Consider the following 22242-nt stretch of genomic DNA (forward strand, 5'->3'; position numbering starts at 1 on the left):
GAACGCGTGGCGCCGTGACGGTTGTCAGAGCTTGCCGGTGCGCTGCTGGACCATCATGAAGGTGTCGTAATTGTATTCGGCCACCTGCGCCCAGAGATAGTGCTCCTTGCGGAAGGCCTTGATCGAGTCCCAGATCTTCTTGAACGGCGCGTTCGAGGCTTCCATCTCGGCATAGACCTCGTTCGCCTTTTCGAAACAGGCTGCCAAGATTTCCGGGCTGAACGGGCGCAATTTGGCGCCCCCGGACACCAGCCGCCTCACGGCCGCCGGATTCAGATAGTCGTATTTCTGCAGCATGTTGGCGTCGGCGGCCTGCGCGGCGGTGTGCACCAGCGCCCTGTAAGCCGGCGAAAGCTCTTCGTATTTCGCCTTGTTGAACATCAAATGGACGGTCGGTCCGCCTTCCCACCAGCCGGGATAATAATAATTGGGCGCGACCTTGTAGAAGCCGAGTTTCTCATCGTCATAGGGGCCGACCCATTCGGCGGCATCGATGGTGCCTTTTTCCAGCGCTGGATAGATATCGCCGCCGGCGATCTGCTGCGGCACGACGCCGAGCCTTTGCACCACTTTGCCGGCAAAGCCACCGATGCGCATCTTGAGGCCCGAAAGGTCGGCGACCGTGTTGATCTCCTTGCGGAACCAGCCGCCCATCTGCACGCCGGTATTGCCGCCCGGCAAGCCAAAAAGACCCTGCGTGGCCAGAAACTCGTTGAACAGGTCGATGCCGCCGCCGTGGTAATGCCAGGCATTGATGCCGCGCGCGTTGAGCGAGAACGGAACCGCGGCGCCCAGTGCCCATGTCGGGTCCTTGCCCCAATAGTAATATGCCACCGTATGGCAGGCTTCGACAGTGCCGGCGGTGGTGGCGTCCGCAACCTGCAGGCCGGGCACGAGTTCGCCGGCGGCAAAGACCTGGACCTGGAAATTGCCGTCGGTCGCCTCTGAAAGCATCTTGGAAAAGACCTCGGCGCCGCCATAGATCGTGTCCAGGGATTTCGGGAAGGACGACGCCAGGCGCCATGTCACTTTCGGATTGGATTGAGCGATGGCCGGCGCGGCAAGCGCTGCTGTAGCCGCAGCGGCGCCCACACCGGTCGCGCCGGCCTTGCGGATGAATGATCGACGATCCATGAAGTCCTCCCTATTGGATCAACAGACCGACGTACGGAAAATGCTCTGTTCCCCGGATCGGCTTCGCGGCAAACAATACACGGGCAAGAAGTCGAGTCCAGCTTGGCAGCCGGTTTTGCCGGCGGCGTTTCCACGAAATTCGCGAGGTGAACGCGCCTCCTGCAACTATAGTCTAACGACCGCTCCGTGGCCCATGCGACATGCCGAAACTTGTCATGGCAAAGCGCGTTCGGATCGCCTATTTTAAAGGCAGAATATGTCCCTGCACTGAATGGACCCGGATAAAATGCAGCAGCCGCTCGTCGCCATATCGACCGACGTCCGCCAGTTCGACAACTACACCTGGCATGCCGCTCCGCAGCAATATCTGGAGGCGGCGCTTTCGGCCGCCGGCGTGTTCCCGTTGCTGGTGCCGTCCTTCGGCGACCGGCTCGATTTCGATGAACTCCTGTCATCGGTCGATGGCGTCATGGTCACCGGCTCGAAGTCCAATGTGCATCCCTCGCTCTACGGCGGCGATGCCAGCGAGGCCAATGGTCCCTACGATCCTGCCCGCGACGCCACGACGCTGCCGTTGATCCGCAAGGCAGTTGAGCGCGGCGTGCCGCTGCTCGCCATCTGCCGTGGCATCCAGGAGATGAATGTGGCGCTGGGCGGCACGCTGGCCACCGAAATCCAGGAGCGCGAGGGTTCGCTGGACCATCGCGCGCCGGCGAGCGACAATCAGGACGAACGTTTCGCCATCCGCCAGGCCATTTCGATCAAGCCCGGAAGCTGCCTCGCCGGTGTGTTCTGGGCGGGCGACATAATGGTCAACTCGGTGCATCGCCAGGCCGTCGACCGGCTCGGCCCGAAGCTGCAGATAGAGGCGGTCGCCAGCGACGGCACGGTCGAGGCGGTTTCGGTGCGGGACGCCCGCGCCTTCGCCGTTGGCGTCCAGTGGCATCCCGAATACTGGGTCAAGTCGGACAGCGTCTCGGCAAGGATATTCCGTGCCTTCGGCGACGCCGTGCGCCTGCACGCCGCGGCGAAATCCGGCGCGCGCGCCGCCGCGGAATAGATAACTCAGTCGCCCGAAATCAGGGGGCGCTGGCTGCCAGCGACAGCAGCGGCAGGGCCGGTGCGTAGGATTCATAACCGTCGCCGTCGGCGATGCCGAAAGTGACGATCGGGTCGATGCCGTTCGCGCTGAAGGCGATCGTGTCGTCATCCTGCTCACGCCAGAATTTCGCGCGCTCGATGCCGGGTAAAATCCGGCGGCAGTTCGCAGCGACCGTCAGCAGCGACAGGCCATCGGAAATTTCGGCACCGCGCTTGACCGCGCAGGACGCTTCGTCGCCATTGGCCACCAGCTTGTAGCTGCCGGACGGCGGCGTTGGCTCACTGGCTGCTTCGCCACCACCGCCGCGAAGCAGCTGAACGCTACCGAACAGCGCGGCGGCCGCCATCAATGCGGCAAGTGCTTTCATCCTGTATTCTCTGCTTATTTGGCGATAGATACAGAATGATTTCAAAGCGTTAAGCCGACGTTAATAAATATGGAAGGTCACCGCTTAGCTCTGCGCCTTTACCTTTTCCGTCTCCGGCACCGGCGTCAGCGCCTTTCCCCGGGAAAACCAGGAAACCAGATTGTCGACGCACAGATCGGCCATGGCGCGGCGGGTATGTTCCGAGGCCGAGCCGACATGCGGCAAAAGCGAGGTGTTGGGGGCGGCGAGCAGCGCCTGCGGCACGTTCGGCTCGTCGGCGAAGACGTCGAGCCCAGCAGCGGCGATGGTGCCGTCGGCAAGGGCTGCGGCAAGGGCTGCCTCGTCCACCGTGCTGCCACGGCCGATGTTGACGAAGACGCCGTCAGCGCCCAACGCCGATAGGATCTCGGCGTTGACCGCTTTTTCGGTCGAGGCGCCGCCGGGCGCTACCGAGATCAGCGTGTCGACCGCCTCGGCAAGGCCTTTCAGGGTCTGGTGATAGTCGTAGGGCAGGCCTTCGACTTGGCGCCGGTTGTGGTAGGCGATCGGCAGGCCAAAGGCCTCCAGCCGCCGGGCAATGGCGAGACCGATGCGGCCCATGCCGAAGATGCCAACGCTGCGGCCGCGCAAGGTCAGCCGGCTTAGCGGATAGTTGCCTTTGCGCTTCCAACTGCCGTCGCGCAGCCAGGTCTCGGCGCGTGGCAGATCGCGGAGGGTGTTGATCAGCAGGCCGAGCGCCGTGTCGGCGACCTCCTCGGTCAGCACGTCAGGCGTGTTGGTCACCATGATGCCGCGCTGCGCGGCGTGGCGGACATCGACCGAATCATAGCCGACACCGAAATTGGCGATGATCTCGAGGTTCGGCAACGCATCCATCAGTGCGGCATTTATGCCGCCAAAGGCGGCAATGCCGCGCACCGAGCGGCGCAGCTCATCGGTGACCAGTGACGCATCGGGCCGTTCGATCCCCACCCGGCTAAACGTCCGGTCGATGCGACCGACCGCGTGGTCGTTGAATTGGCCCGGCACCAGAATGGCGACTGTTTGCTGTTCGGCTTTTGTCATGCACGTTCCACCGGTTTACCGGTCGACTGGCGCACATGCAGTTCCGGCTTGATCAGTTCCTGCGACGGCCGCACCATCTGCCCATTGAGCTTGTCGAGCAGCGCGCTGGCGGCGCGGCGGCCGACCTCGCGCTGGCCGTTCCAGACGGTGGTCAGCGCCGGCGTCGCGATCGCGGCCTCCTCGAGATCGTCATAGCCGGTGACGGATATGTCAATGCCCGGCACCAGCCCGGCGCGCGCGATGCCGTTCATCAGGCCGATGGCGACGAGGTCGTTCCAGCAGCAGGCCGCGGTAGGCTTGTCCTTCAGCGCCAGGAACTGCCCAGCGGCTTCGAAGCCGGCCTGCTTGGTGCGCGGACCGGCGATGCGCCAGGACGGCCTGACCTCCAGCCCGGCCGCCTCCATGGCATTGACATAGCCTTGGTAGCGGTCGCGGCCGGTCGAGGTCTGGTCGGTGCCCCCGACCATGGCGATGCGCTTGTGCCCGAGCGAGATCAGATGGTTGGTGGCAAGCGCGGTGCCGTAGGCATCGTCGCCGCGAAACACCGGCACGTCGGCGCCTTCGACGGTGCGCGCGATCAGCACCGCCGGCAAGCCGTTTTCCTCGGCCATCAGGATGTCTTCGGGCGGCGTGCCGATGGCCGGCGACATGATGACGCCGTCGGCGCCGAGTTGCAAAAGCGTGTCGATGAAGGTGCGCTGCTTTTCGAGCTGGTCGTAATGGTTCGACAGGATGAAGGTCTGCCGGCTGCGATCGAGCTCGCTTTCGATCGAGCGCAGTATCTCGGCGAAGAAGGGATTCATGATGTCGTGAACGACAACGCCGACGATGCCCGAGCGCGAGGTGCGCAGGCTGGCGGCGCGGCGATTGTAGATATAGCCGATGGCGCGGGCATGTTCTTTGATGCGGTCACGGGTGGTTCCGGCGACCAGCGGGCTGTCGCGCAGGGCTAGCGAAACCGTGGCCGTGGACACGCTGAGCGCGTCCGCGATCGTTGAAAGCTTGATCTTCTGTGCCAGCGCTCTTCGCTCCCCGAGCTTCTTTAAACTGTTTAAAGGCGGGCTCTTATGCCATCGATCGGGAGCAAATCAAAGTTTTTTTGCCAGCGCTTCCATCTCGACGTCGAGGGCGGCGCGATTGCGCACGCGGAGCCTGTGCTCGCGATGGACGATGTAAAGGCCGCTGGCGACGATGACGGCCGCGCCGACGAGCGTCCACCGATCGGGGAACTGGTTGAAGACAATCCAGCCGGCAATGATCATCCAGATCATCTGCGAATAGGGATAGGGGGCCAGTGCCGTGGTGGTGGCGAGACGATAGGCCTGAACCAGGAGCCAGTGGCCGATTGCGCCGAAGACGCCAAGCATCAGCAAGATGAACCAGTGCCAGCCATCCTGCGGCAGGGAGAGCGAAAACGGCAGCATCGGCAGGAGCAGCACGGCGGGCGCCAGCGCCGAAAAGAGGATGAGGCTCTCCGAGGTTTCCGTGGCCGACATGCGCCGCGTCATGATGACGTAGAAACAGTTCGACAGCATCGAGCCTAGCGCGAAGAGGTGGCCAAGGCCAAAGACGCCAACGCCCGGCCGGGTGATGATGAGGACGCCGATGAAGCCGCTCAGGATCGCCAGCCAGCGCCGCCAGCCGGCCCATTCGCCGAGCAGCGGACCGGCGAGTGCTGTGATCACCATCGGTGCGAAGAAGTAAATCGAGGTGGTTTCGGCCAGTTGCAGGGTCCGCAGCGCCATGACGTTGCAAATGGTCGATCCGAACAGGAAGGCGCCGCGCAGGATATGCGCTGGCAAATTGTTGGCGCGAAAGCGCGCCGGCTCGCGCCATCCGCGGAGAAAGATACCGACAAGCACGACGTGGACGGCGAAGCGAGCCCAGGCGACGATCAACGCCGAGACCCCGGCCAGGACAAGATATTTGCTGCTGGTGTCCAGAAAGGTAAAAAACACATAGACCGAAAGCATGCAAAGGATCGCCGCCGGAGGCGTCGCGCTTTCGTCTTGTGTTGGGGGAGCAGTCAATTTCGGGCCGGATAGTGAGGTAGAGCCCACCTTTGCGGGAATTGCCACCTGCCGGCAAGCCAAAAAGACCGACTACGATTTTCGGGCCGATGCGCTAGGGATGCATACGGGCGCCCTTGGTGATCTTGTCGACAAGCTTCTTTTCGGCGCGCAGCGCGATGCCGACGACCTTGGCGTCGTCGGGCGCGAATTCGGCAAAGACGGCGCGGTTGGCGGCATCGTGTCCAGTCGAAAACATTTCGTCGACGTAGAGCGAAGTTGTCACGCCGCGGTCCAGCGCCCGCCGGTGGATCGCACTAAGCGTCGGGCGGTCGGCCGAAAGCACGATGACCGGCTGGATCGAGAGCGGGTTATAAATATTGCCGGCGCGGTCGCGATAGGGTTCGCCGATGATTTCTGTATACTGCGCGACGATGCCGCTGGTCAGGAAGGCCGTGACATTGAGCTTTTGCCAGACGGGAAGATCGTCCTGCAGCACGATTGCAAACTTGGTGTCGAACATGAGACATTCGCCATTGGTTCGTGGATGAAGCGATGCCACACGATTTAGCGGGCGAGGCCTTTCAGGGTCTTGGACGTTTGTGCGTTGACGTGGCTGAAAACTGCGTCATCTCGGCCCCCGATTCGGTCGGCATGGAGCGTATCGAGGCACGGTTCCACGGCAGCGCCTTCGATCTCCATCGTCACGATACCTACGCGATCGGCGTGACGCTGCATGGCGTGCAGACCTTCCGCTATCGCGGCGCGACGCATCACAGCCTGCCCGGCCAGATTATCGTGCTGCATCCCGACGAATTGCACGACGGCGGTGCCGGCACCGAAGACGGCCTGCGTTACAGGATGCTTTATCTGGAGCCGTCCGTCGTGCTGGACTGCCTCGATACGGTCGGCGCACCGCTGCCTTTCGTCAGGGATGCCGTGGTGACGGATCCAGCTTTCCGCATGAGGCTGCTTTCGGCGCTGGGGCCTTTGGACCAGAAGCTGGACGATCTTTTTGTCGCCGACTTCATTGCGCAGCTGATGCAAAGCCTAACACGGCATGCAGGCCTGCCGGCGAAGCCGATCCCGAGGACAGCGTGGCGGGCAGCCAGCCTGGCACGCGACTATCTGGAAGAAAATGTTTTCCGTATCGTCCGTTCTGAGGAGCTGGAGGCGATCACCGGGCTGGATCGCTACGCCCTATCGCGGCATTTCCGTGCGGCCTTCTCCACCAGCCCGCATCGCTTTCTCTTGATGCGCCGACTTCAACGAGCACGCCGCATGATCGAGGCGAGCGAGCCATTGGCGCAGATCGCAATAGCGGCCGGTTTCAGCGACCAAAGTCATTTCAACAGGCACTTCAAGAAGGCGTTCGGTGTCACGCCGGGCCGCTGGTCGGCATTGGTCCATGGGTCGTCGGCAGCAGCTGCCTGATGCCGTCAGCCGCGGATCATTCGTCGGCGTCGATCTCATCATCGACGAGAACCATCTCTCCATTCGAGAGGTTCGCCTCGACGCGGGCGAGCAGCTTGAACAGCGCCTTCTGGTCCTTTTTGTCGAGACCTTTCAGCGCCTGCTTCTCGGTCTTCTTCACCGATTTCTCGATGGCGTGAATGATTTCGCGGCCGGTGTCGGTCAGGAAGATATGGGCCTGGCGGGCATCGGCGGCCGAGGCGCGCTTTTCCAGGAAGCCCTGCGCCTGAAGCCGGTTGATGGTCTTGGTGATGGTCGGCGGGCGAACACCGAGGCGGCCGGCAAGATTGCCGGGCGTCTGCCCGTCCTCGCGGTCGAGCGCCAGCATGATCTGGTCCTGGCCGGCATAAAAGCCGTGCCCTAGGAGCCGCGCCGCCAGCGCAGTACGTGCCAGCCGCGCCGCCGAATGCAGCCGGCTCATTGTCGCAGTTTTGTCCGCCTTGGCCATGGTCATCCCTCTTCGGCCGAACCGGTGCGGACAGCATAGAGGCAGCCGCCCGGTTGGCAATCGACGATCAAAAAGATCCGGCTCTGCAAAACAGCTTTGCCGGCAAGCAATGCGATGTCCGCCGTGGCTAATGCCAGATGTTTATTTCAGTTAGATGACAAACGACTTTTCAGTGCAGGTGGGAGCTTTCCGCAGGAGCGCCGCACACACGAAACGAGACTCAATCAGCCTTTACCGCGACGATCATCAACGCCTGGTAGGCGTCCGCCACCTCACGCAGCGCCGCCTGCGACAGCGGCCCGGCGCGCCGGGCGATACCGTCCCTGGCATTCAGCGTATCCCGCCTGCCGGACCGGTCGGTGTAGGGCGCGACAGTGGTGAATATCTGCTCGCTCAGGCTGTCGGGGAAAAACAGCTGGCCGGTCATCACCGAATTGTCGTTGGGGAAGACCTTGAAGTGGATGTGGGTGGTGCGGCCGCGATACCAGCCGGGATAAATGGTGGCGAAGGAAACGATGCCGGTGTCGTCCGTCTTTTGCCAGCCGCGCAGAAAACTCTGGCCTGACGTGTCGACATCCTGGCCGTCACCTTGTCCAGGATAGCCCGAATAATGCCCTTGCGCATCGCAATGCCAGATGTCGACGCGCGCGCCGGGAAGCGGCCGGCAGCCCGCGTCGACCACCTGCAGCCGTACATTGAGGGCAATGCCCGCTTTGCCCTCGGTGATATCGGCGCGCTCGAGCTTCGGGTCGAAATAGAACGGCCCCTCGGTCGCCTCCGGCGTGATCGCGCAGACGCCGGCACCACTATCGAACAGGGCAAGCCCGGCAAAGGGCGAGGCTTCTTCGGCCCTTGCAGCTGGAAGGAAAATGCCGCCGCCGGCAGTGACGGCGATGAGGCCGAGCGCCCGACGCCGGTTCAATGGAAATAAGGATGGATTGTCGGGCATCCGGCGTCACTTTCATTCTGTCGAGCAACTCACCTTGTTCTTATCTAGGCAGTGAGGCCAGCCAGCACTAATGAAAGTTCGGCAATGTTGGCGACCTGTTTGGCCCATTGGTTTGCTGCGTGCAAAAGCGAGGCGCACATCCTATATGGAGCCAACAATCCTTTTCGAGGCCCAACATGAGCGATGCACAGACGACGCAGATCCCCGTAACCGTTCTCACCGGCTATCTCGGCGCCGGCAAGACCACGCTGCTCAACCGCATCCTTTCGGAAAACCACGGCAAGCGCTACGCCGTCATCGTCAATGAATTCGGCGAGATCGGCATCGACAACGAGCTGATCGTGGAATCCGACGAGGAAATCTACGAGATGAACAATGGCTGCGTCTGCTGCACGGTGCGCGGCGACCTGATCCGCGTCGTCGAAGGCCTGATGCGCCGGCCGGGCCGTTTCGACGCCATCGTGATCGAGACGACTGGCCTCGCCGATCCGGTGCCGGTGGCGCAGACCTTCTTCATGGACGATGATGTGCGCTCCAAGACCAGGCTCGACGCAGTGGTGGCGCTGGTCGACGCCAAGCACCTGCCGTTGCGGCTGAAGGATTCCCGTGAAGCCGAGGACCAGATCGCCTTTGCCGATGTCGTCGTGCTCAACAAGACCGATCTCGTCACGCCGGAGGAACTGGGCAAGGTCGAGGCGACGATCCGCGCGATCAACCCGGCGGCCAGGATCCATCGCACCACACGCGCCGGCCTGGCGTTGTCGGAAGTGCTCGACCGCGGCGCCTTCGATCTCTCGCGGGCGCTGGAGAACGACCCGCATTTCCTCGAGGCGCATGACGACCATGACCACGACCATCATGACCATGACGGCCATCATCACCATGATCATGACGGGCATGACCACCATCATCACGCGCACCCGTCCGATATTCATGACGTGACGGTGCAATCGGTGTCGTTGCGCGGCGGCGAGATGGACCCGAAGAAATTCTTCCCGTGGATCGAGAAGATCACCCAGATGGAAGGCCCGAACATCCTGCGGCTAAAAGGCATCATCGCGCTCAAGGGCGATGATGAGCGCTATGTCATCCAGGGCGTGCACATGATCATCGAGGGCGACCACCAGCGCGCCTGGAAGGACGGCGAGAAGCACGAGAGCCGGCTGGTGTTCATCGGCCGCGAGCTCGATGCCGAGCGGCTGAAGAAGAGTTTTGACGCCTGCCAGGCCGCTTGATTTCCAAACCTTATAACGATAGCGCTGCACCTTCTTTCCTTCTCCCCTTGTGGGAGAAGGTGGCCGAGCGAAGCTCGGTCGGATGAGGGGTGTTCCAGCTTGGCACTGACGGCGTTTCGTCCAGCACCCCTCAACCGTCTTGGCGCTGCGCGCCAATCCACCTTCTCCCACAAGGGGAGAAGGTCGCGTCGCACCTAGCCACGCTAACGATTCCTCTGCGGCGGCAAGGCGACCACAACGATCTCTAATGGAACAGCTCGCATGCCCACAGTCGCCCCGCTTGATCTCGATGGCCATTGCATCGCCGCCGTCTTCCTTGACGACGTGCCGCACTTTGCCCTGGCCGACGGCACCATCCATCGGCTCGACCATGGCCACAAGACTGTGCAGGCCAATGACGGCTTGCTCGCGGCCTTCCACGACGCGGCCAACGACCGGCTGATCACCGGCGGCGAGGACGGCAAGGTCTTTGCCGTCACCGCCGGCGGCAATGCGGCGGAACTGGCAAGCGCCGGCAAAAAATGGATCACCAGCGTCGCTGCCGGGCCGCAAGGCGCCATTGCCTACGCCTCGGGCAAGATCGCCTTCGTGCGTTTCGCCGACGGCAAGGCCAGGGAATTTGCGCATCCGCGTTCGGTCGAGGGGCTAGCGTTCTCGCCCAGGGGGATGCGCTTTGGCGTTGCCCGCTATAATGGCGCGACGCTGCATTTCCCGGCGGCCGACGGCAAGCCTGTCGAGCTCGAATGGGCCGGCGCCCACACCGGCATCACCTTCTCGCCGGACGGCGCCTTCCTCGTCACCACCATGCAGGAAAACGCGCTGCATGGCTGGAAGCTGGCCGACGGCAAGCACATGCGCATGAGCGGCTATCCCGGCAAGGTCAAAAGCCTGTCGTGGAGCGCCAAGGGAAAATGGCTGGCCAGTTCCGGCGCGCCGGCGGCGATCGTCTGGCCGTTTTCGGGCAAGGACGGGCCGATGGGCAAAGCGCCGCTGGAGCTCGGCACGCGCGGCAACGCCATGGTGACCTCGGTCGCTTGCCATCCAAGCCAGGACGTCGTCGCCGTCGGCTATGACGACGGCATGGTAATGGCCGTGCGCTTCACCGACGCCAAGGAAGTGCTGTTGCGCCGGCCGGGCAAGGGCGCCATCACCTCGATGATGTGGGACAGGCAAGAGCGGCGCGTCGCCTTCGGCAGTGCGGCCGGCGACTGCGGCGTTATCGATATTTCGGCATAACTAGCCGGGAGTTCTACTCGGCCCCGCAGGAGACCTTGCCGGTCAATTCGACAGGCTTGCCGTCTTTGTCCGCGGCAGCCGCGCCGTCATAGATGGCAAGCGAATAGCGCCCGTCATAGACGCCTTCCTCGCTGGCCTTGGTCAGGATCGTCAGTTCGACTGAGCTATAGGTGTTTGCGACCTCGTGCTCACGATAGACGAGCAGCCGCAGTTCCTTGCCGTCGAGCCAGTATTGCGTGAGGTTGGAATCCTCGAACATGGTCTTGCGCAGATCGTCGCCAACGGGCCTGCCAAGAATTTCGAGGTCGCCGCGGAAATTGAACGTTGGACCGCCCATGCCTCTGGTGACGCCGGCTTCGACCTCGAATTTCACCGCCGCATTATCATCGACGGAGCACCAGATGCCGCCGCTGGCGGAAGCCGCGCCGGCCGACAACAGCAGCGTTGTTACACAGAAGATCGTCCGCATCTTTTGTTCCCCTAGCCACAAACCCCATCGGCATTGATGCTCGATGATGCCCTGAGGTCAAGCTCCAGTCCTCTTCACCGCGATCGCTGAACCAATGCAGGGCGGCCGCGCGGCCAATTGCGGTTCCGGATGCCGATTGGCTAGAGTGACGTACGAGAGGGGCCTTCATGCATACAATCGACCATTCAAAGACATCCGTCGGCGGCATCAGCACTGCCCGCATCGCCGATCTGCGCGAGACCGAGGCCGAAGCCTTCCGCAAGGCACGGCCAAAATCGGCAGCGAAGGCCGGCAATGGTCTGCGGGGCTTCTTCGGCGGCGTGCCGATGCACTGGATGAACGACTGGCCGACGCCATTCCCGATCCTGGTCGGCAGCGCAAAGGGCGCCACCATCACCGATATCGACGGCAACAGGCTCGACGATTTCTGCCTCGGCGATACCGGCTCGATGTTCGGCCATTCGCCGCCGCCGGTCGCCCGCGCCATCCGCCGGCAGGCTGGACGCGGCCTCACCTACATGCTGCCTTCGGAGGATGCACTCGCCATCGGCCCGCTGCTGCAACAGCGTTTCGGCCTACCGTTCTGGCAGATCGCGACGACGGCAACCGACGCCAACCGCTTTGCGCTGCGCGTCGCCCGCGCCATCACCGGCCGGGAAAAGATCCTGGTCTTCAACGGCTGCTATCACGGCTCGGTCGACGAGACGATGGTGCGGCTGGTCGACGGCAAACCGGGCAACCGGCCTGGACTGGGCGGCGAATTCCGCGACCTGACGCGGGCAACCGACGTCATCGAGTTCAATGATCTGCCGGCACTTGAGGCCGCGCTCCGGGACGGGGATATCGCCTGCGTCATCACCGAGCCGGTGCTGACCAACTCCTGCATGGTGCTGCCCGATCCCGGCTTCCACGACGCGCTGCGACGCCTCACCCGCGCAGCCGGCACCCTGCTTCTGATCGACGAAACGCACACGATCTCGACCGGTCCCGGCGGCTATACGGCGAAACACGGCTTGGAGCCGGACCTGTTCGTGCTCGGCAAGCCGATCGCCGGCGGTGTGCCGGCCAGCGTGTGGGGCATGAACGAAAACGTCGCCGCGCGCTATGCTGCCTATAATAGCCAGAAACAGCCCGGTTATTCCGGCATGGGCACGACGCTCTCGGCCAATCCGCTGCAATTCGCGGCGATGCGTGCCACGCTGGAAGAAGTGATGACCGAAGAGAACTATGATCATATGGACCATCTGGCGCGGCGGCTCGACGCCGGGCTGACCGCTGTCATCGACCGCTACCGCCTGCCCTGGCATGTCGCCCGAGTCGGTGCGCGCGTCGAGTTCATCTGCGCACCCGGTCCGCTGAGGAATGGCGGCGAGGCGGAAACAGCGCATGCGCCGGAGCTCGAAGCGGCGATCCATGTCGCGCTGGTCAACCGCGGCGTGCTGATCGCGCCGTTCCACAACATGATGCTGATCTCGCCGGCGACCAGCGCTACCCAGGTCAACCGCCTGATCACCGCCTTCGGCGCGGTTGCGGCAAGGCTCGCGGCATGAGACAAGCTAGCGCATGAGAGAAGCGCACAAGCAAACTTTGAACGCCATCATCGCCTCCCCTTCTGGCTCGACGCTCGCCGAGGCGCAAACCTTTCTCGACGCCCATCCCGAGATCGAAGCGTTCGACATCGTGCTGACAGACGCCAATGGCGTCGGTCGCGGCAAGATCGTGCGCCGGCACGAGTTGATGAGCATCTTCGAGGGCGGCCGGCACATGCCGATATCCATCCTCGGTCTCGATATCACCGGCGAGGACGTTCACGAGACCGGGCTGATCTGGACGACCGGCGACGGCGACCTGCGGGCATGGCCGATCCCCGGCACGCTGGTGCCGCTGTTCGGTACACAGCCGCCGCGCGGCCAGGTGCTGATGGCGATGTATCATCTCGACGGTCAGCCCATGTCCTCCGACCCGCGGCTGGCGCTTGCCCGTCAGGTGGAGATATTGGCAGCCAAGGGCCTGCATCCGGCCGGCGCCTTCGAGCTCGAATTCTTCCTGCTCGCCAACGAGCGCGACGCCGACGGCAAGGTGCAGCCGGCGAACGCGGTGCTCGACGGCCGACGTTCGGCCAAGACCGAAGTCTATTCCGTCGACCACCTACACGGTATGGAGCCGCTGTTTTCCGACATCTATGCCGCGGCCAAGGTGCAAGGCATCCCGGCCGAGACGGTCATTTCCGAATATGCGCCCGGCCAATACGAGCTGACGCTGAACTATCGCCAGGATGTGATGCGGGCGGCCGACGATCTCGTCATGCTGAAGCGGCTGGTGCGGGCGCAGGCGCGCCGCCACGGCGTCACCGCTTGCTTCATGGCCAAGCCGATCGAGAAATATGCCGGCTCCGGCATGCATTTCCATGTTTCGCTGCAGGACAAGGCCGGCAAGAACGTCTTCGCTGAAGCCAGTGGCGAGACTTGGTCCTTACCGCTGCTGCGCGGACTGGGCGGCCTCATCCAGACCATGGCGGAATCAATGCTGGTGTTCGCACCGCACGCCAATTCATGGCGTCGCTTCGTCTCGCAATCCTATGCGCCGGTAGCGCCGAGCTGGGGCGTCAACAACCGCTCGGTGGCGCTGCGCGTGCCTGCGGGTGATGCCAAAAACCGGCGCATCGAGCACCGGCCGTCGGGCGTCGACGCCAATCCCTATCTGGTCGCGGCAACGGTGCTGGCCGGCATCACGAGGGGTCTCGACGAGGGCCTCGATCCCGGCCCCGAAACCATCGGCAACGGCTACGAGTCGGCAATCACGCGCACGACGATGCCGGTAGACTGGCGCGCCGCGATCGAGGCGGCGAGGGCTTCGACATTCCTCAAAGGCGCACTGGGCGAAGACCTGCACCGGACGTTCGTGGCGATCAAGCAATCCGAATATCTGCGCGTGGCGCGCACGGTCAGTGAACTGGATTATCATCTCTATCTGCACGAGGTGTGAGGCGATCGCATCGCCCGACATTCTCCCGGCGAAGCCCGGTCCGGGTTATTTCAAGGAACCTTTCCGGGGCCTCGCTCATTCCGCATCTGATCGCAGCAGCGGACGAAGGCCGCATCAGCCATGATCGCCAGGATGCAGACAAATCCCACGCCGCACCACGCCAAGGTGCAGGCAAGACGCTGGCCGAAGCCTGAATTGCCTGAGACGGCGGAAGACGACGGCGCAAGCACCATTCCCGAACTCAGCGAAGTGGCGAAAGCCTGCCGCCGATGTTCGCTGTGGCGCAATGCGACACAGATCGTGTTCGGCGAAGGCCCTGATAAGGCCAAGGTGATTTTCGTCGGCGAACAGCCCGGCGACCAGGAGGATCTGGCTGGCAAACCTTTCGTCGGGCCTGCTGGCAAGGTCTTCGACGCAATCCTGGACGAAGCCGGCGTCGACCGGCTGAAAGTCTATGTCACCAACGCGGTCAAGCATTTCAAATTCGAGCCGCGCGGCAAGCGGCGCATCCACTCCAAGCCGAATGCCGGCGAGGTGCAGGCCTGCCGCTGGTGGCTCGACAAAGAGCTCGATCTGGTAAAACCCAATCTGGCTGTGGCGCTCGGCGCAACGGCGGCGCAGTCACTGCTCGGTAAAGTCGTGCCGATCATGAAGATGCGCGGCGCGGTCGTGGAGCGCGAGGATGGCCTGCGTGTGTTCGTCACGATCCATCCGTCCTTCATCCTGCGTATCCGCGAGCCGGCGGACAAACAGGCCGAACGCGAGCGGTTCCTGAAGGATATGAAGGCGGTGAAGACGCTGATGGCCGCCTGAACCTACCTGATCAGTATCGCCCGGAGATCATTGACGTTCGTCCCGGTCGGGCCGGGCACGAAAAGATCGCCAATAGCCTTGAATGCCGTCCAGGCATTGTTGCCGGCAAGCATCGCCTTGGCATCGACGCCTGCCGCCCGCATCCGCGCCACAGTCGAACCGTCGGCAAAGGCGCCGGCATTGTCTTCCGAACCGTCGATGCCGTCGGTATCGGCGGCCAGTGCATGGATGCCATCCATGCCGCTGATGCCTATGGCGAAGGCGAGCAGAAACTCGCTGTTGCGGCCGCCCTTGCCTTTTGTGCGCACGGTCACTGTCGTCTCGCCGCCCGACAGGATCAGCACCGGCTTTGGGAAAGGCCGGTTGCGCGTCGCAACTTCACGCGCGATCGCGGCGTGGACGCCGCCCACCTCGCGCGCCTCGCCCTCGATGGAATCGGAGATGATGACCGCTTCGATGCCTTGGCGTCTGGCTTCGGCCGCAGCCGCTTCCAGCGACACGCCGGCCGAGGCGATCAGATGCACTTCATTGCGCGAAAAACGCGGATCGTCGGCGTGCGGCGCCTCTGCGGCCGGCGAATTGATATGCGCCATCACCGCGGCCGGCAGTCTCATGTCATAGGCGGCGATCGACGCCAATGCGTCTTCGCGGCTGCCGGAATCGGGAACGGTCGGGCCGGAAGCGACCAGCGCCGGATTGTCGCCCGGAATGTCGGAGACGACCAGCGACACCACCTTGGCGGGATATGCTGCCGCCGCCAGCCTGCCGCCCTTGATCGTGGATACATGCTTGCGGATGGTGTTCATTGCGGCGATCGGCGCGCCGGAGGCGAGCAGCGCCTCGTTGACGGCGATCTCGTCGGCCAGCGTCAGACCTCCAGCAGGCGACGGCAGCAGCGCCGAGCCGCCACCCGAGATAAGCGCCACGACCAGATCGTCCGCGGTCAGCCCCTGCACCTTTTCGAGCAGCCGGCGCGAGGCTTCGAGGCCGGCGGCGTCCGGCACCGGATGCGCCGCCTCGATGATCTCGATGCGCTGGCAGGTCGCGCCATAGCCGTAGCGGGTGACGACCAGCCCTTCGATCGGCCCGTCCCATACTTTTTCGAAGGCCGCCGCCATCTGCGCTGAGCCTTTTCCGGCGCCGATGACGATGGTGCGGCGTTTCGGCATTGCCGGCAGATGATCCCTGATGGTCCTCTGGGGATCGGCTGCGGTAACGGCGGCATTGAAGATCGATATGAGGAAGGGTTTCGGGTCGAGCACGGTCATACTGCGCCGGCACCAACGTCGATGCAGTTTTCCCACCGCTGCCGCTGCCCCTCATCCTGTCCAGTTGATAGATGGGTAACACTTTGAACCGGATACATGGGTTACAGTTTTCCCCCTGTGCTGTCGGCCGCAGCGCCAAGCGGTCTGGTTGGCGCGGCGCTGCGGCGGACAAGTTTCATGCGCCTGGTGTCGAGGATGCCGAGCGGATGGGCATGGAAGCTGAGCGCCCATTCACCATCCTCGGTCTCTGCGGCGGCGACCGCTTCGCCGGCCAGCGTCTTGGAAACGTAGATGAAGCCGCCATTCCACCTGATCTCGCCGTTGTGACGCACGCTGCGCACCGCCGCCTCGGCCGGATAGTCGGGCTCGGGCGGTGTCGCGGGCATGGCGCGCGGCGAGGCGCGGTAATGCTGCGCCGGGGTGTCCATGGCCAGCGCCTCATGCGGACGCTCCTCATTGTAGCTGCGCCGGAAGGCCTCGAAGGCCTGGCTCTGGGCCATTCTGTCGGCCTCCGGCGTCTTGGCCAGCGGCAGCATGGTCAGGTGGAAGCGCTCGTGGCGCCCGTTCTGCTGCGGCTTGCCGGGCGCGATCCGCTCCAGCGTGATGCCGAGCTTGATGAAGCGCACCGAAAGCGGCGTCAGCCCGGTGACGCCGGCCGATGCGAAAGGCGGGCCATTGTCGCTTCTGAGCCGATCTGGCAGACCATGCTCCTCAAACAGCCGCTCGAATACCGGCCAGGCCTCATCGTCCGCCGTCGAGCCCGTCGCTTCGAGCGCCAAAAGGTAGCGGCTCGACGCATCCATCACCGTCAACGGTTCGCAGCGCCACCCGTCACGGGTCCGGAACCAGCCCTTGTGATCGCCCGTCCATACCGCGTTCGGCTCCTCGGCTTGCGGCCATGGTCCGTTGCCACAGGCCCGCAGCCGTGCCCGCTTGCGGACGCTGACAAGCCCGTGCCGCGCAAGGATCGCACCAGCCGTCGAGGCCGACGGCCACAGCAGCTCGGGAGCGGTGCGCTTGAGCCGCGCCATGATCTTCTTCGGGCCCCACAGCGGGTGCGTCTCCTTGGCCGCAACGATCCGCTCCACCAGATCCAGGGCCGTCGCTCGGCCATGATTGAGCGGCGCCCGCGGCAGATCATGCAGGCCTTCCGGGCCGAGCGCGCGATAGCGACCAAGCCATTTGTAGCCGGTCTTGCGCGATACGCCGTAGGCCACACAAAGCTCGCTCATCGTCTCCTCACCCGCCAGGCACTCCACAACAAACCGAAGCCGCTCGTCCATGATGCCAGTCTCTTGCCAAACCATCGCCGGTCCTCCCGGCGGACAAGAAAACTGTCACCCATGCAATCGGTCCATTCTGTTACCTATCTATCCGGTTCGGACAATCCTTACCCTCTCCCCGTATAGAGACGGGGAGAGGGGGTCGCCAGCGTTGGAGCGCTTCCCTTCTCCCCGTCACTATGCGGGGAGAAGGTGCCGGCAGGCGGATGAGGGGCGCCGCCAACGTCAAGATTTTGCTTCCGGCGGCAACGCAAGCTCGCGCGCATCGATACCTAGGTGGGCGCAAAGCGCATCGACGACGACGCCGTGATCCTCGCGCTCCGGCAAGCCCGAGACCGCGATCACACCGATCACGCCGGCACCTTTGACCGTTATGGGAAAGCCGCCACCGGCCAGCACATAGTCTGATATGTCGAGCCCCTCACCGGGTTTGAAGCTGCGGTCGGGACGCTGCTGCTCCAGCACCATGCGGTAGGTGCTTCTCAAAAACCGGCGCACGACGTTGGTCTTGCGCCGCGCCCAGTCCGGATTGGAGGCATTCGAGCCTGGCATCGCTGCATAGAACAGCGGCCGGTCGAAGGTCCTGATGTCGACGATGATCGGCAGGTCTTCGGCTAGCGCCCGGTCGCGGATCGCCGAGCCGATCTTGAAGGCGACAGCCTCGTCGAAGATGGGGAAGACAAGCGTGGCTTCCTGTTTCTTGATCAGAGCGATGTCGTCCGCAACGGCCATGTCGTTCCCCTGTCAACTTCGCTGCAGGCTTTGACCGATGGCTGCCGCCCGGTCAAGACGGAACGTGCGGGATAGCTAAACCGCCATATCGCTCTTCGCCGCCCGCCCGGCGACATAGACTTCGCGCACGGCGCGGTCGTCGCCGAGCGTCTGCAGCATAAACAATTCCTCCGCCAGCGTGTCCGCCGTCTCCATCCGCAGCCGCATCGCCGGCGTGGCGCGGGCGTCGAGCACGATGATATCGGCATCGCTGCCTTGGTCCAGCGTGCCGATTCTTTCCACGACCGACAGCGCCTCGGCATTGCCGCGGGTGAGCTGCCAGAACGACTGGAACGGGTTGAGTTTTTCGCCGTTCAGCGCGATCACCTTGTAGCCCTCGTCCATGGTGCGCAGCATCGAGTAATTGGTGCCGCCGCCGACATCGGTGGCGGCCGCGATGCGGAGAGCTTTGTCTCGCGTGCGGTAGCGCTGATAATCGAACAGGCCCGAGCCGAGAAACAGGTTCGAGGTCGGGCAGAACACCACCACCGAGCCTGAATCCGAAAGCGAATCCGCCTCGCGTTCCGACAGATGAATGCAGTGGCCGAACAAGCTTTTGCGCCCGAGCAGCCCGTAGTGCTCGTAGACGTCGGTATAGTCGCGCGCCTTTGGATGGAGCTGCAGCGTAAAGGCAATCTCGGCGTGGTTTTCCGACAGGTGCGTCTGCATGTGCAGATCAGGATATTCGCGGCAGAGCGCGCCCGCCATTTCCAACTGCTCATGCGACGAGGTGATGGCGAAGCGCGGCGTGATGGCATAATGCTGGCGTCCCTTGCCGTGCCAATCGGCGATCAGCGCCTTGCTATCGTCATAAGCCGATTGCGCTGTATCGAGCACACCCTCCGGCGCGTTACGGTCCATCATCACCTTGCCGGCGATGTTGAGCATGTTGCGGTCATGCGACTCGGCGAAGAACGCTTCGGCGGACTCCCTGTGGACCGAGCAATAGGCGGCGACTGTCGTCGTGCCGTGACGCACCACCTCATCGAGAAACAGCCTGGCAATGCGGCGGCCATGCTGGGCGTTCTGGAATTTGGTTTCCTCAGGAAAAGTATAGGTGTTCAGCCAGTCGAGCAGTTCCGCGCCATGGGAGGCGATGACCTGCATCTGCGGAAAATGCGCATGCGCGTCGATGAAGCCCGGCAGCAGCAGATGTGGGCGGTGATCGATCTTTTTTGCGCCTTCATCAGCCTTTTTCTCGACCTCGGCATAGGTGCCGGCGGCTGCGATCCTGCCGTCGCGGATCAGCAGGCCGCCGTCCTCCTCGTAGCGCCAGGCGGGATGGTCGTCGACGGTCTCAGGCCAGCGCAGAAAGGACAGTGTGCGGCCGCGCAGGAGTGTGCTGATCATGCTTATTTCTCCGCCTCCTCGAACCATGCCACCAGCAGTGCCCGTTCCTTGTCGGTAATCTGCGTGACGTTGGCGGGCGGCATGGCGTGGCTGCGGCCGGCCTGCAGGTAGATCTCGCGGGCTTGCTCGGCGATATCGGCGTCCGTGTCGAGCATCACACCTTTTGGCGCGTGATAGATGCCCTCGTAGGACGGCTCCTGCGCATGACACATCGAGCAGCGGCCAAGCACTGTGTCGCGCACGGCGGGAAAATGCGCCGAGGCGACATAGATTTGTGCCGCCGAGGACGCCTTGGCTTCGCCGGTCAGCACTTTCGGCACCGTCGACAGCCACATGATGACGACGAACAGGACGGCGGCAGCCAGCCAAGTCCAGGTCGGGTTGCCCTTGCGCGCATGCATGGTGTTGAAATAATGCCGGATCAGCACGCCGATGATGAACACCAGCGAGGCGATCACCCAGTTGAACTCAGTGCCGAAGGCCAGCGGGTAGTGGTTCGACAGCATGAGGAACAAAACAGGCAGGGTCAGGTAATTGTTGTGCAGCGAGCGCTGCTTGGCGATCTTGCCGTATTTCGGGTCGGGCTTGCGGCCGGCTATCAGGTCGGCGACGACGATCTTCTGGTTCGGGATGATGACCATGAAGACGTTGGCCGACATGATCGTCGCTGTGATGGCGCCAAGATGCAGGAAGGCGGCGCGGCCGGTGAACAAATGGGTAAGACCCCAGGCGATGAACACCAGCACGGCGTAGAGCACCAGCATCAGGCCGGTGTCGCTTTTGCCGAGCGGCGAGCGGCACAAGAGATCATAGACCACCCAGCCGACGCCGATCGTCGCCAGCGACAGCAAGATGCCTGTAGGCACCGACATGGCGAGGACATTGGGATCGATCAGGAACAGGTCCGCCCCGGCATAGTAGACGACGCACAGCATGGCGAAGCCCGACAGCCAGGTGGCGTAGGATTCCCATTTGAACCAAGTCAGGTGCTCAGGCATCTCGGCCGGCGCCACCAGATATTTCTGCACGTGATAGAAGCCGCCGCCATGCACCTGCCATTCCTCGCCGAAGGCGCCGGCGGGCATGCCCGGACGCTGGCGCAGGCCGAGATCGAGCGCGACGAAATAGAAGGATGAGCCGATCCAGGCGATGCCGGTGACGACATGCAGCCAACGCACGGCGAAGCTCAGCCAGTCCCAGAAAATCGCGAAATCCATCATTGAAAGGTCGTCCCTGCCGATTGGGTGACTTTACGGGCTGGAGCGCAAACGGAAAGGGCCGAGCTGCACGATGACTTTCAAAAAAAATTGGAAAATACTAGGCTCGTTACACGCAGCTGCATGAGAGCCCCGAAACCCGCATGGCCTACCTCGACAACATCGCCGTCTTCGTCCGCGTCGTCGAACTCGGCAATTTGTCGGCGGCGGGCCGCGACATGCGCATCTCGCCGGCGGTCGCCTCCAACCGCATCAAGGAGCTCGAGAAGCATCTTGGTGTCAGGCTGTTCAACCGCACGACCCGGCAGCTGATGCCGACCGAGCACGGCACCGTGTTCTACTCCGGCGCCAAGCAGGTGCTGGAGGCGGTCACCGAGGCGGAGGCTGCGGTCAGCGCCTTATCCGGCCAGCCGCGCGGCACCATAAAAGTGACAGCGCCGCTCGGCCTCGGCCGCCGGCTGGTGGCGTCGGGCATCCCCGATTTCCACGACAAATATCCTGATATCGAGGTTCGGTTGAGACTTTCAGACCACAATGTCGACATTATGAAGGAAGGCATCGACGTCGCCTTCCGGCTGGGCATCATCGAAGATTCCAGCCTCAGGATGCGCGGCATCATGGAGTGCGAACGGGTGCTGGTGGCGGCACCGAAGTATCTGGAGGCGCGTGGCGAGCCGACCGAGCCGCAGGAATTGATCGGCAAGAAGCACGACTGCCTGATGCTGCGCTATTCCGGCGCGCGCGAATACGTCTGGACGCTGCAGACGGCCGACGGCCCGCGGAAATTCGAAGTGCACGGACCCTATGACACGGACGATGGCGACGTGCTGACCGGCTGGGCGCTGTCCGGCCGCGGCATCATCAACAAGCCGCGATTCGAGGTCGAGCCGTTCATCCGCGACCAGCGGCTGAAGGTGATCCTGTCCGACACGCCGCCGACGCCGGTGCAGTTCGCCGCCGTCTATCCGCACAAGAAGCTGCAGGACCCGAAGGTGCGGCTGTTGCTCGACTTCATGGCCGAGCGCTGTCAGCGGCTGATCAAGGATATTCTGGCCGGCAAATGATGCG

The 22242-nt window shown here is 63.3% G+C and carries 22 protein-coding genes; 8 read left to right on the forward strand and 14 right to left on the reverse strand.

The features are described from left to right. Window positions 1-24 precede the first annotated feature (24 nt). The gene (locus tag EJ075_RS07655) at window positions 25-1134 is read right to left on the reverse strand and encodes a TRAP transporter substrate-binding protein (RefSeq protein WP_126103926.1); all 1110 of its coding nucleotides are present in this window, start codon (window positions 1132-1134) and stop codon (window positions 25-27) included. A gap of 286 nt (window positions 1135-1420) precedes the next feature. Here EJ075_RS07655 and EJ075_RS07660 point away from each other — a divergent pair, with 286 nt between their 5' ends. Then, window positions 1421-2194, forward strand: coding sequence for a gamma-glutamyl-gamma-aminobutyrate hydrolase family protein (locus EJ075_RS07660; RefSeq protein ID WP_126103927.1), 774 nt, complete (start codon window positions 1421-1423; stop codon window positions 2192-2194). Between the two features lie 19 nt (window positions 2195-2213). On the opposite strand, the gene EJ075_RS07665 is transcribed toward EJ075_RS07660, so the two are convergent. From EJ075_RS07665 to EJ075_RS07685, 5 genes are all read right to left on the reverse strand, one after another. Beyond that, the gene (locus tag EJ075_RS07665; RefSeq protein WP_126103928.1) at window positions 2214-2603 is read right to left on the reverse strand and encodes a hypothetical protein; all 390 of its coding nucleotides are present in this window, start codon (window positions 2601-2603) and stop codon (window positions 2214-2216) included. Window positions 2604-2687: 84 nt separating this feature from the next. After that, complete coding sequence (locus tag EJ075_RS07670) at window positions 2688-3668, reverse strand: 2-hydroxyacid dehydrogenase (RefSeq protein ID WP_126103929.1); 981 nt, start codon at window positions 3666-3668, stop codon at window positions 2688-2690. Beyond that, window positions 3665-4687 carry a LacI family DNA-binding transcriptional regulator gene (locus EJ075_RS07675; protein WP_095484379.1) on the reverse strand — a complete coding sequence of 341 codons (1023 nt, stop codon included), beginning with the start codon at window positions 4685-4687 and terminating at the stop codon, window positions 3665-3667. The genes EJ075_RS07670 and EJ075_RS07675 overlap by 4 nt, the downstream gene beginning before the upstream one ends. Before the next feature lie 69 nt (window positions 4688-4756). Further along, window positions 4757-5641 (reverse strand): DMT family transporter, encoded by an 885-nt coding sequence (locus tag EJ075_RS07680; RefSeq protein ID WP_164547055.1) that lies wholly within the window; start codon window positions 5639-5641, stop codon window positions 4757-4759. Between the two features lie 151 nt (window positions 5642-5792). Beyond that, window positions 5793-6200, reverse strand: a complete 408-nt coding sequence (locus EJ075_RS07685) for a DUF2000 family protein (RefSeq protein WP_095484381.1) — start codon at window positions 6198-6200, stop codon at window positions 5793-5795. Between the two features lie 32 nt (window positions 6201-6232). Between EJ075_RS07685 and EJ075_RS07690 the strand changes: the two genes are divergently transcribed. Continuing rightward, the gene (locus tag EJ075_RS07690) at window positions 6233-7111 is read left to right on the forward strand and encodes an AraC family transcriptional regulator (RefSeq protein WP_095484382.1); all 879 of its coding nucleotides are present in this window, start codon (window positions 6233-6235) and stop codon (window positions 7109-7111) included. A gap of 16 nt (window positions 7112-7127) precedes the next feature. Here EJ075_RS07690 and EJ075_RS07695 read toward each other — a convergent pair whose 3' ends face one another. Both EJ075_RS07695 and EJ075_RS07700 read right to left on the reverse strand, forming a co-directional pair. Further along, the gene (locus tag EJ075_RS07695; protein WP_095484383.1) at window positions 7128-7598 is read right to left on the reverse strand and encodes a MarR family winged helix-turn-helix transcriptional regulator; all 471 of its coding nucleotides are present in this window, start codon (window positions 7596-7598) and stop codon (window positions 7128-7130) included. A 220-nt stretch (window positions 7599-7818) separates the two neighbouring features. Further along, window positions 7819-8547, reverse strand: a complete 729-nt coding sequence (locus tag EJ075_RS07700) for an intradiol ring-cleavage dioxygenase (RefSeq protein ID WP_126103930.1) — start codon at window positions 8545-8547, stop codon at window positions 7819-7821. 176 nt (window positions 8548-8723) lie between these two features. On the opposite strand from EJ075_RS07700, the gene EJ075_RS07705 reads away from it, so the two are divergent. Both EJ075_RS07705 and EJ075_RS07710 read left to right on the forward strand, forming a co-directional pair. Next, a complete protein-coding gene (locus EJ075_RS07705; RefSeq protein WP_126103931.1) occupies window positions 8724-9782 on the forward strand; it encodes a GTP-binding protein in 1059 nt (352 codons plus the stop codon). 261 nt (window positions 9783-10043) lie between these two features. Next, complete coding sequence (locus EJ075_RS07710; RefSeq protein ID WP_126103932.1) at window positions 10044-11018, forward strand: WD40 repeat domain-containing protein; 975 nt, start codon at window positions 10044-10046, stop codon at window positions 11016-11018. 13 nt (window positions 11019-11031) lie between these two features. Here EJ075_RS07710 and EJ075_RS07715 read toward each other — a convergent pair whose 3' ends face one another. Then, window positions 11032-11487: a hypothetical protein gene (locus EJ075_RS07715; RefSeq protein ID WP_126103933.1), complete on the reverse strand. Its 456-nt coding sequence runs from the start codon at window positions 11485-11487 to the stop codon at window positions 11032-11034. 167 nt (window positions 11488-11654) lie between these two features. Between EJ075_RS07715 and EJ075_RS07720 the strand changes: the two genes are divergently transcribed. From EJ075_RS07720 to EJ075_RS07730, 3 genes are all read left to right on the forward strand, one after another. Next, window positions 11655-13037, forward strand: coding sequence for an aspartate aminotransferase family protein (locus tag EJ075_RS07720; RefSeq protein ID WP_126103934.1), 1383 nt, complete (start codon window positions 11655-11657; stop codon window positions 13035-13037). Between the two features lie 13 nt (window positions 13038-13050). Next, entirely contained in the window at window positions 13051-14472 is a 1422-nt protein-coding gene (locus tag EJ075_RS07725; protein WP_126103935.1) for a glutamine synthetase family protein, read from the forward strand. Between the two features lie 132 nt (window positions 14473-14604). Next, on the forward strand, window positions 14605-15285 hold the full coding sequence (locus tag EJ075_RS07730; RefSeq protein WP_245458120.1) for a UdgX family uracil-DNA binding protein: 681 nt from the start codon (window positions 14605-14607) through the stop codon (window positions 15283-15285). A gap of 2 nt (window positions 15286-15287) precedes the next feature. On the opposite strand, the gene EJ075_RS07735 is transcribed toward EJ075_RS07730, so the two are convergent. The 5 genes from EJ075_RS07735 to EJ075_RS07755 form a co-directional block, all read right to left on the reverse strand. Continuing rightward, entirely contained in the window at window positions 15288-16553 is a 1266-nt protein-coding gene (locus EJ075_RS07735) for a glycerate kinase (protein ID WP_126103937.1), read from the reverse strand. Between the two features lie 101 nt (window positions 16554-16654). Beyond that, the gene (locus tag EJ075_RS07740) at window positions 16655-17860 is read right to left on the reverse strand and encodes an integrase core domain-containing protein (RefSeq protein ID WP_126103784.1); all 1206 of its coding nucleotides are present in this window, start codon (window positions 17858-17860) and stop codon (window positions 16655-16657) included. 201 nt (window positions 17861-18061) lie between these two features. Next, a complete protein-coding gene (locus EJ075_RS07745) occupies window positions 18062-18568 on the reverse strand; it encodes a heme-degrading domain-containing protein (RefSeq protein ID WP_095484391.1) in 507 nt (168 codons plus the stop codon). A 75-nt stretch (window positions 18569-18643) separates the two neighbouring features. Then, window positions 18644-19957: a guanine deaminase gene (gene guaD, locus EJ075_RS07750; protein WP_126103938.1), complete on the reverse strand. Its 1314-nt coding sequence runs from the start codon at window positions 19955-19957 to the stop codon at window positions 18644-18646. Between the two features lie 2 nt (window positions 19958-19959). Continuing rightward, window positions 19960-21177, reverse strand: a complete 1218-nt coding sequence (locus EJ075_RS07755) for a urate hydroxylase PuuD (protein WP_095484393.1) — start codon at window positions 21175-21177, stop codon at window positions 19960-19962. Window positions 21178-21317: 140 nt separating this feature from the next. Between EJ075_RS07755 and EJ075_RS07760 the strand changes: the two genes are divergently transcribed. Further along, window positions 21318-22238, forward strand: coding sequence for a LysR family transcriptional regulator (locus tag EJ075_RS07760; protein ID WP_095484394.1), 921 nt, complete (start codon window positions 21318-21320; stop codon window positions 22236-22238). Window positions 22239-22242 lie beyond the last annotated feature (4 nt).

This window comes from Mesorhizobium sp. M6A.T.Cr.TU.016.01.1.1 (assembly GCF_003952585.1).
Taxonomy (GTDB): domain Bacteria; phylum Pseudomonadota; class Alphaproteobacteria; order Rhizobiales; family Rhizobiaceae; genus Mesorhizobium; species Mesorhizobium mediterraneum.

Bases quoted from the DNA above. Each gene is read 5' to 3' on its own strand.
- EJ075_RS07655 (WP_126103926.1), bottom strand. From the start codon at position 1,134: ATGGATCGTCGATCATTCATCCGCAAGGCCGGCGCGACCGGTGTGGGC.
- EJ075_RS07660 (WP_126103927.1), top strand. From the start codon at position 1,421: ATGCAGCAGCCGCTCGTCGCCATATCGACCGACGTCCGCCAGTTCGAC.
- EJ075_RS07665 (WP_126103928.1), bottom strand. From the start codon at position 2,603: ATGAAAGCACTTGCCGCATTGATGGCGGCCGCCGCGCTGTTCGGTAGC.
- EJ075_RS07670 (WP_126103929.1), bottom strand. From the start codon at position 3,668: ATGACAAAAGCCGAACAGCAAACAGTCGCCATTCTGGTGCCGGGCCAA.
- EJ075_RS07680 (WP_164547055.1), bottom strand. From the start codon at position 5,641: ATGCTTTCGGTCTATGTGTTTTTTACCTTTCTGGACACCAGCAGCAAA.
- EJ075_RS07685 (WP_095484381.1), bottom strand. From the start codon at position 6,200: ATGTTCGACACCAAGTTTGCAATCGTGCTGCAGGACGATCTTCCCGTC.
- EJ075_RS07690 (WP_095484382.1), top strand. From the start codon at position 6,233: ATGCCACACGATTTAGCGGGCGAGGCCTTTCAGGGTCTTGGACGTTTG.
- EJ075_RS07695 (WP_095484383.1), bottom strand. From the start codon at position 7,598: ATGGCCAAGGCGGACAAAACTGCGACAATGAGCCGGCTGCATTCGGCG.
- EJ075_RS07700 (WP_126103930.1), bottom strand. From the start codon at position 8,547: ATGCCCGACAATCCATCCTTATTTCCATTGAACCGGCGTCGGGCGCTC.
- EJ075_RS07705 (WP_126103931.1), top strand. From the start codon at position 8,724: ATGAGCGATGCACAGACGACGCAGATCCCCGTAACCGTTCTCACCGGC.
- EJ075_RS07710 (WP_126103932.1), top strand. From the start codon at position 10,044: ATGCCCACAGTCGCCCCGCTTGATCTCGATGGCCATTGCATCGCCGCC.
- EJ075_RS07715 (WP_126103933.1), bottom strand. From the start codon at position 11,487: ATGCGGACGATCTTCTGTGTAACAACGCTGCTGTTGTCGGCCGGCGCG.
- EJ075_RS07720 (WP_126103934.1), top strand. From the start codon at position 11,655: ATGCATACAATCGACCATTCAAAGACATCCGTCGGCGGCATCAGCACT.
- EJ075_RS07725 (WP_126103935.1), top strand. From the start codon at position 13,051: ATGAGAGAAGCGCACAAGCAAACTTTGAACGCCATCATCGCCTCCCCT.
- EJ075_RS07730 (WP_245458120.1), top strand. From the start codon at position 14,605: ATGCAGACAAATCCCACGCCGCACCACGCCAAGGTGCAGGCAAGACGC.
- EJ075_RS07735 (WP_126103937.1), bottom strand. From the start codon at position 16,553: ATGACCGTGCTCGACCCGAAACCCTTCCTCATATCGATCTTCAATGCC.
- EJ075_RS07740 (WP_126103784.1), bottom strand. From the start codon at position 17,860: ATGGTTTGGCAAGAGACTGGCATCATGGACGAGCGGCTTCGGTTTGTT.
- EJ075_RS07745 (WP_095484391.1), bottom strand. From the start codon at position 18,568: ATGGCCGTTGCGGACGACATCGCTCTGATCAAGAAACAGGAAGCCACG.
- guaD (WP_126103938.1), bottom strand. From the start codon at position 19,957: ATGATCAGCACACTCCTGCGCGGCCGCACACTGTCCTTTCTGCGCTGG.
- EJ075_RS07755 (WP_095484393.1), bottom strand. From the start codon at position 21,177: ATGATGGATTTCGCGATTTTCTGGGACTGGCTGAGCTTCGCCGTGCGT.
- EJ075_RS07760 (WP_095484394.1), top strand. From the start codon at position 21,318: ATGGCCTACCTCGACAACATCGCCGTCTTCGTCCGCGTCGTCGAACTC.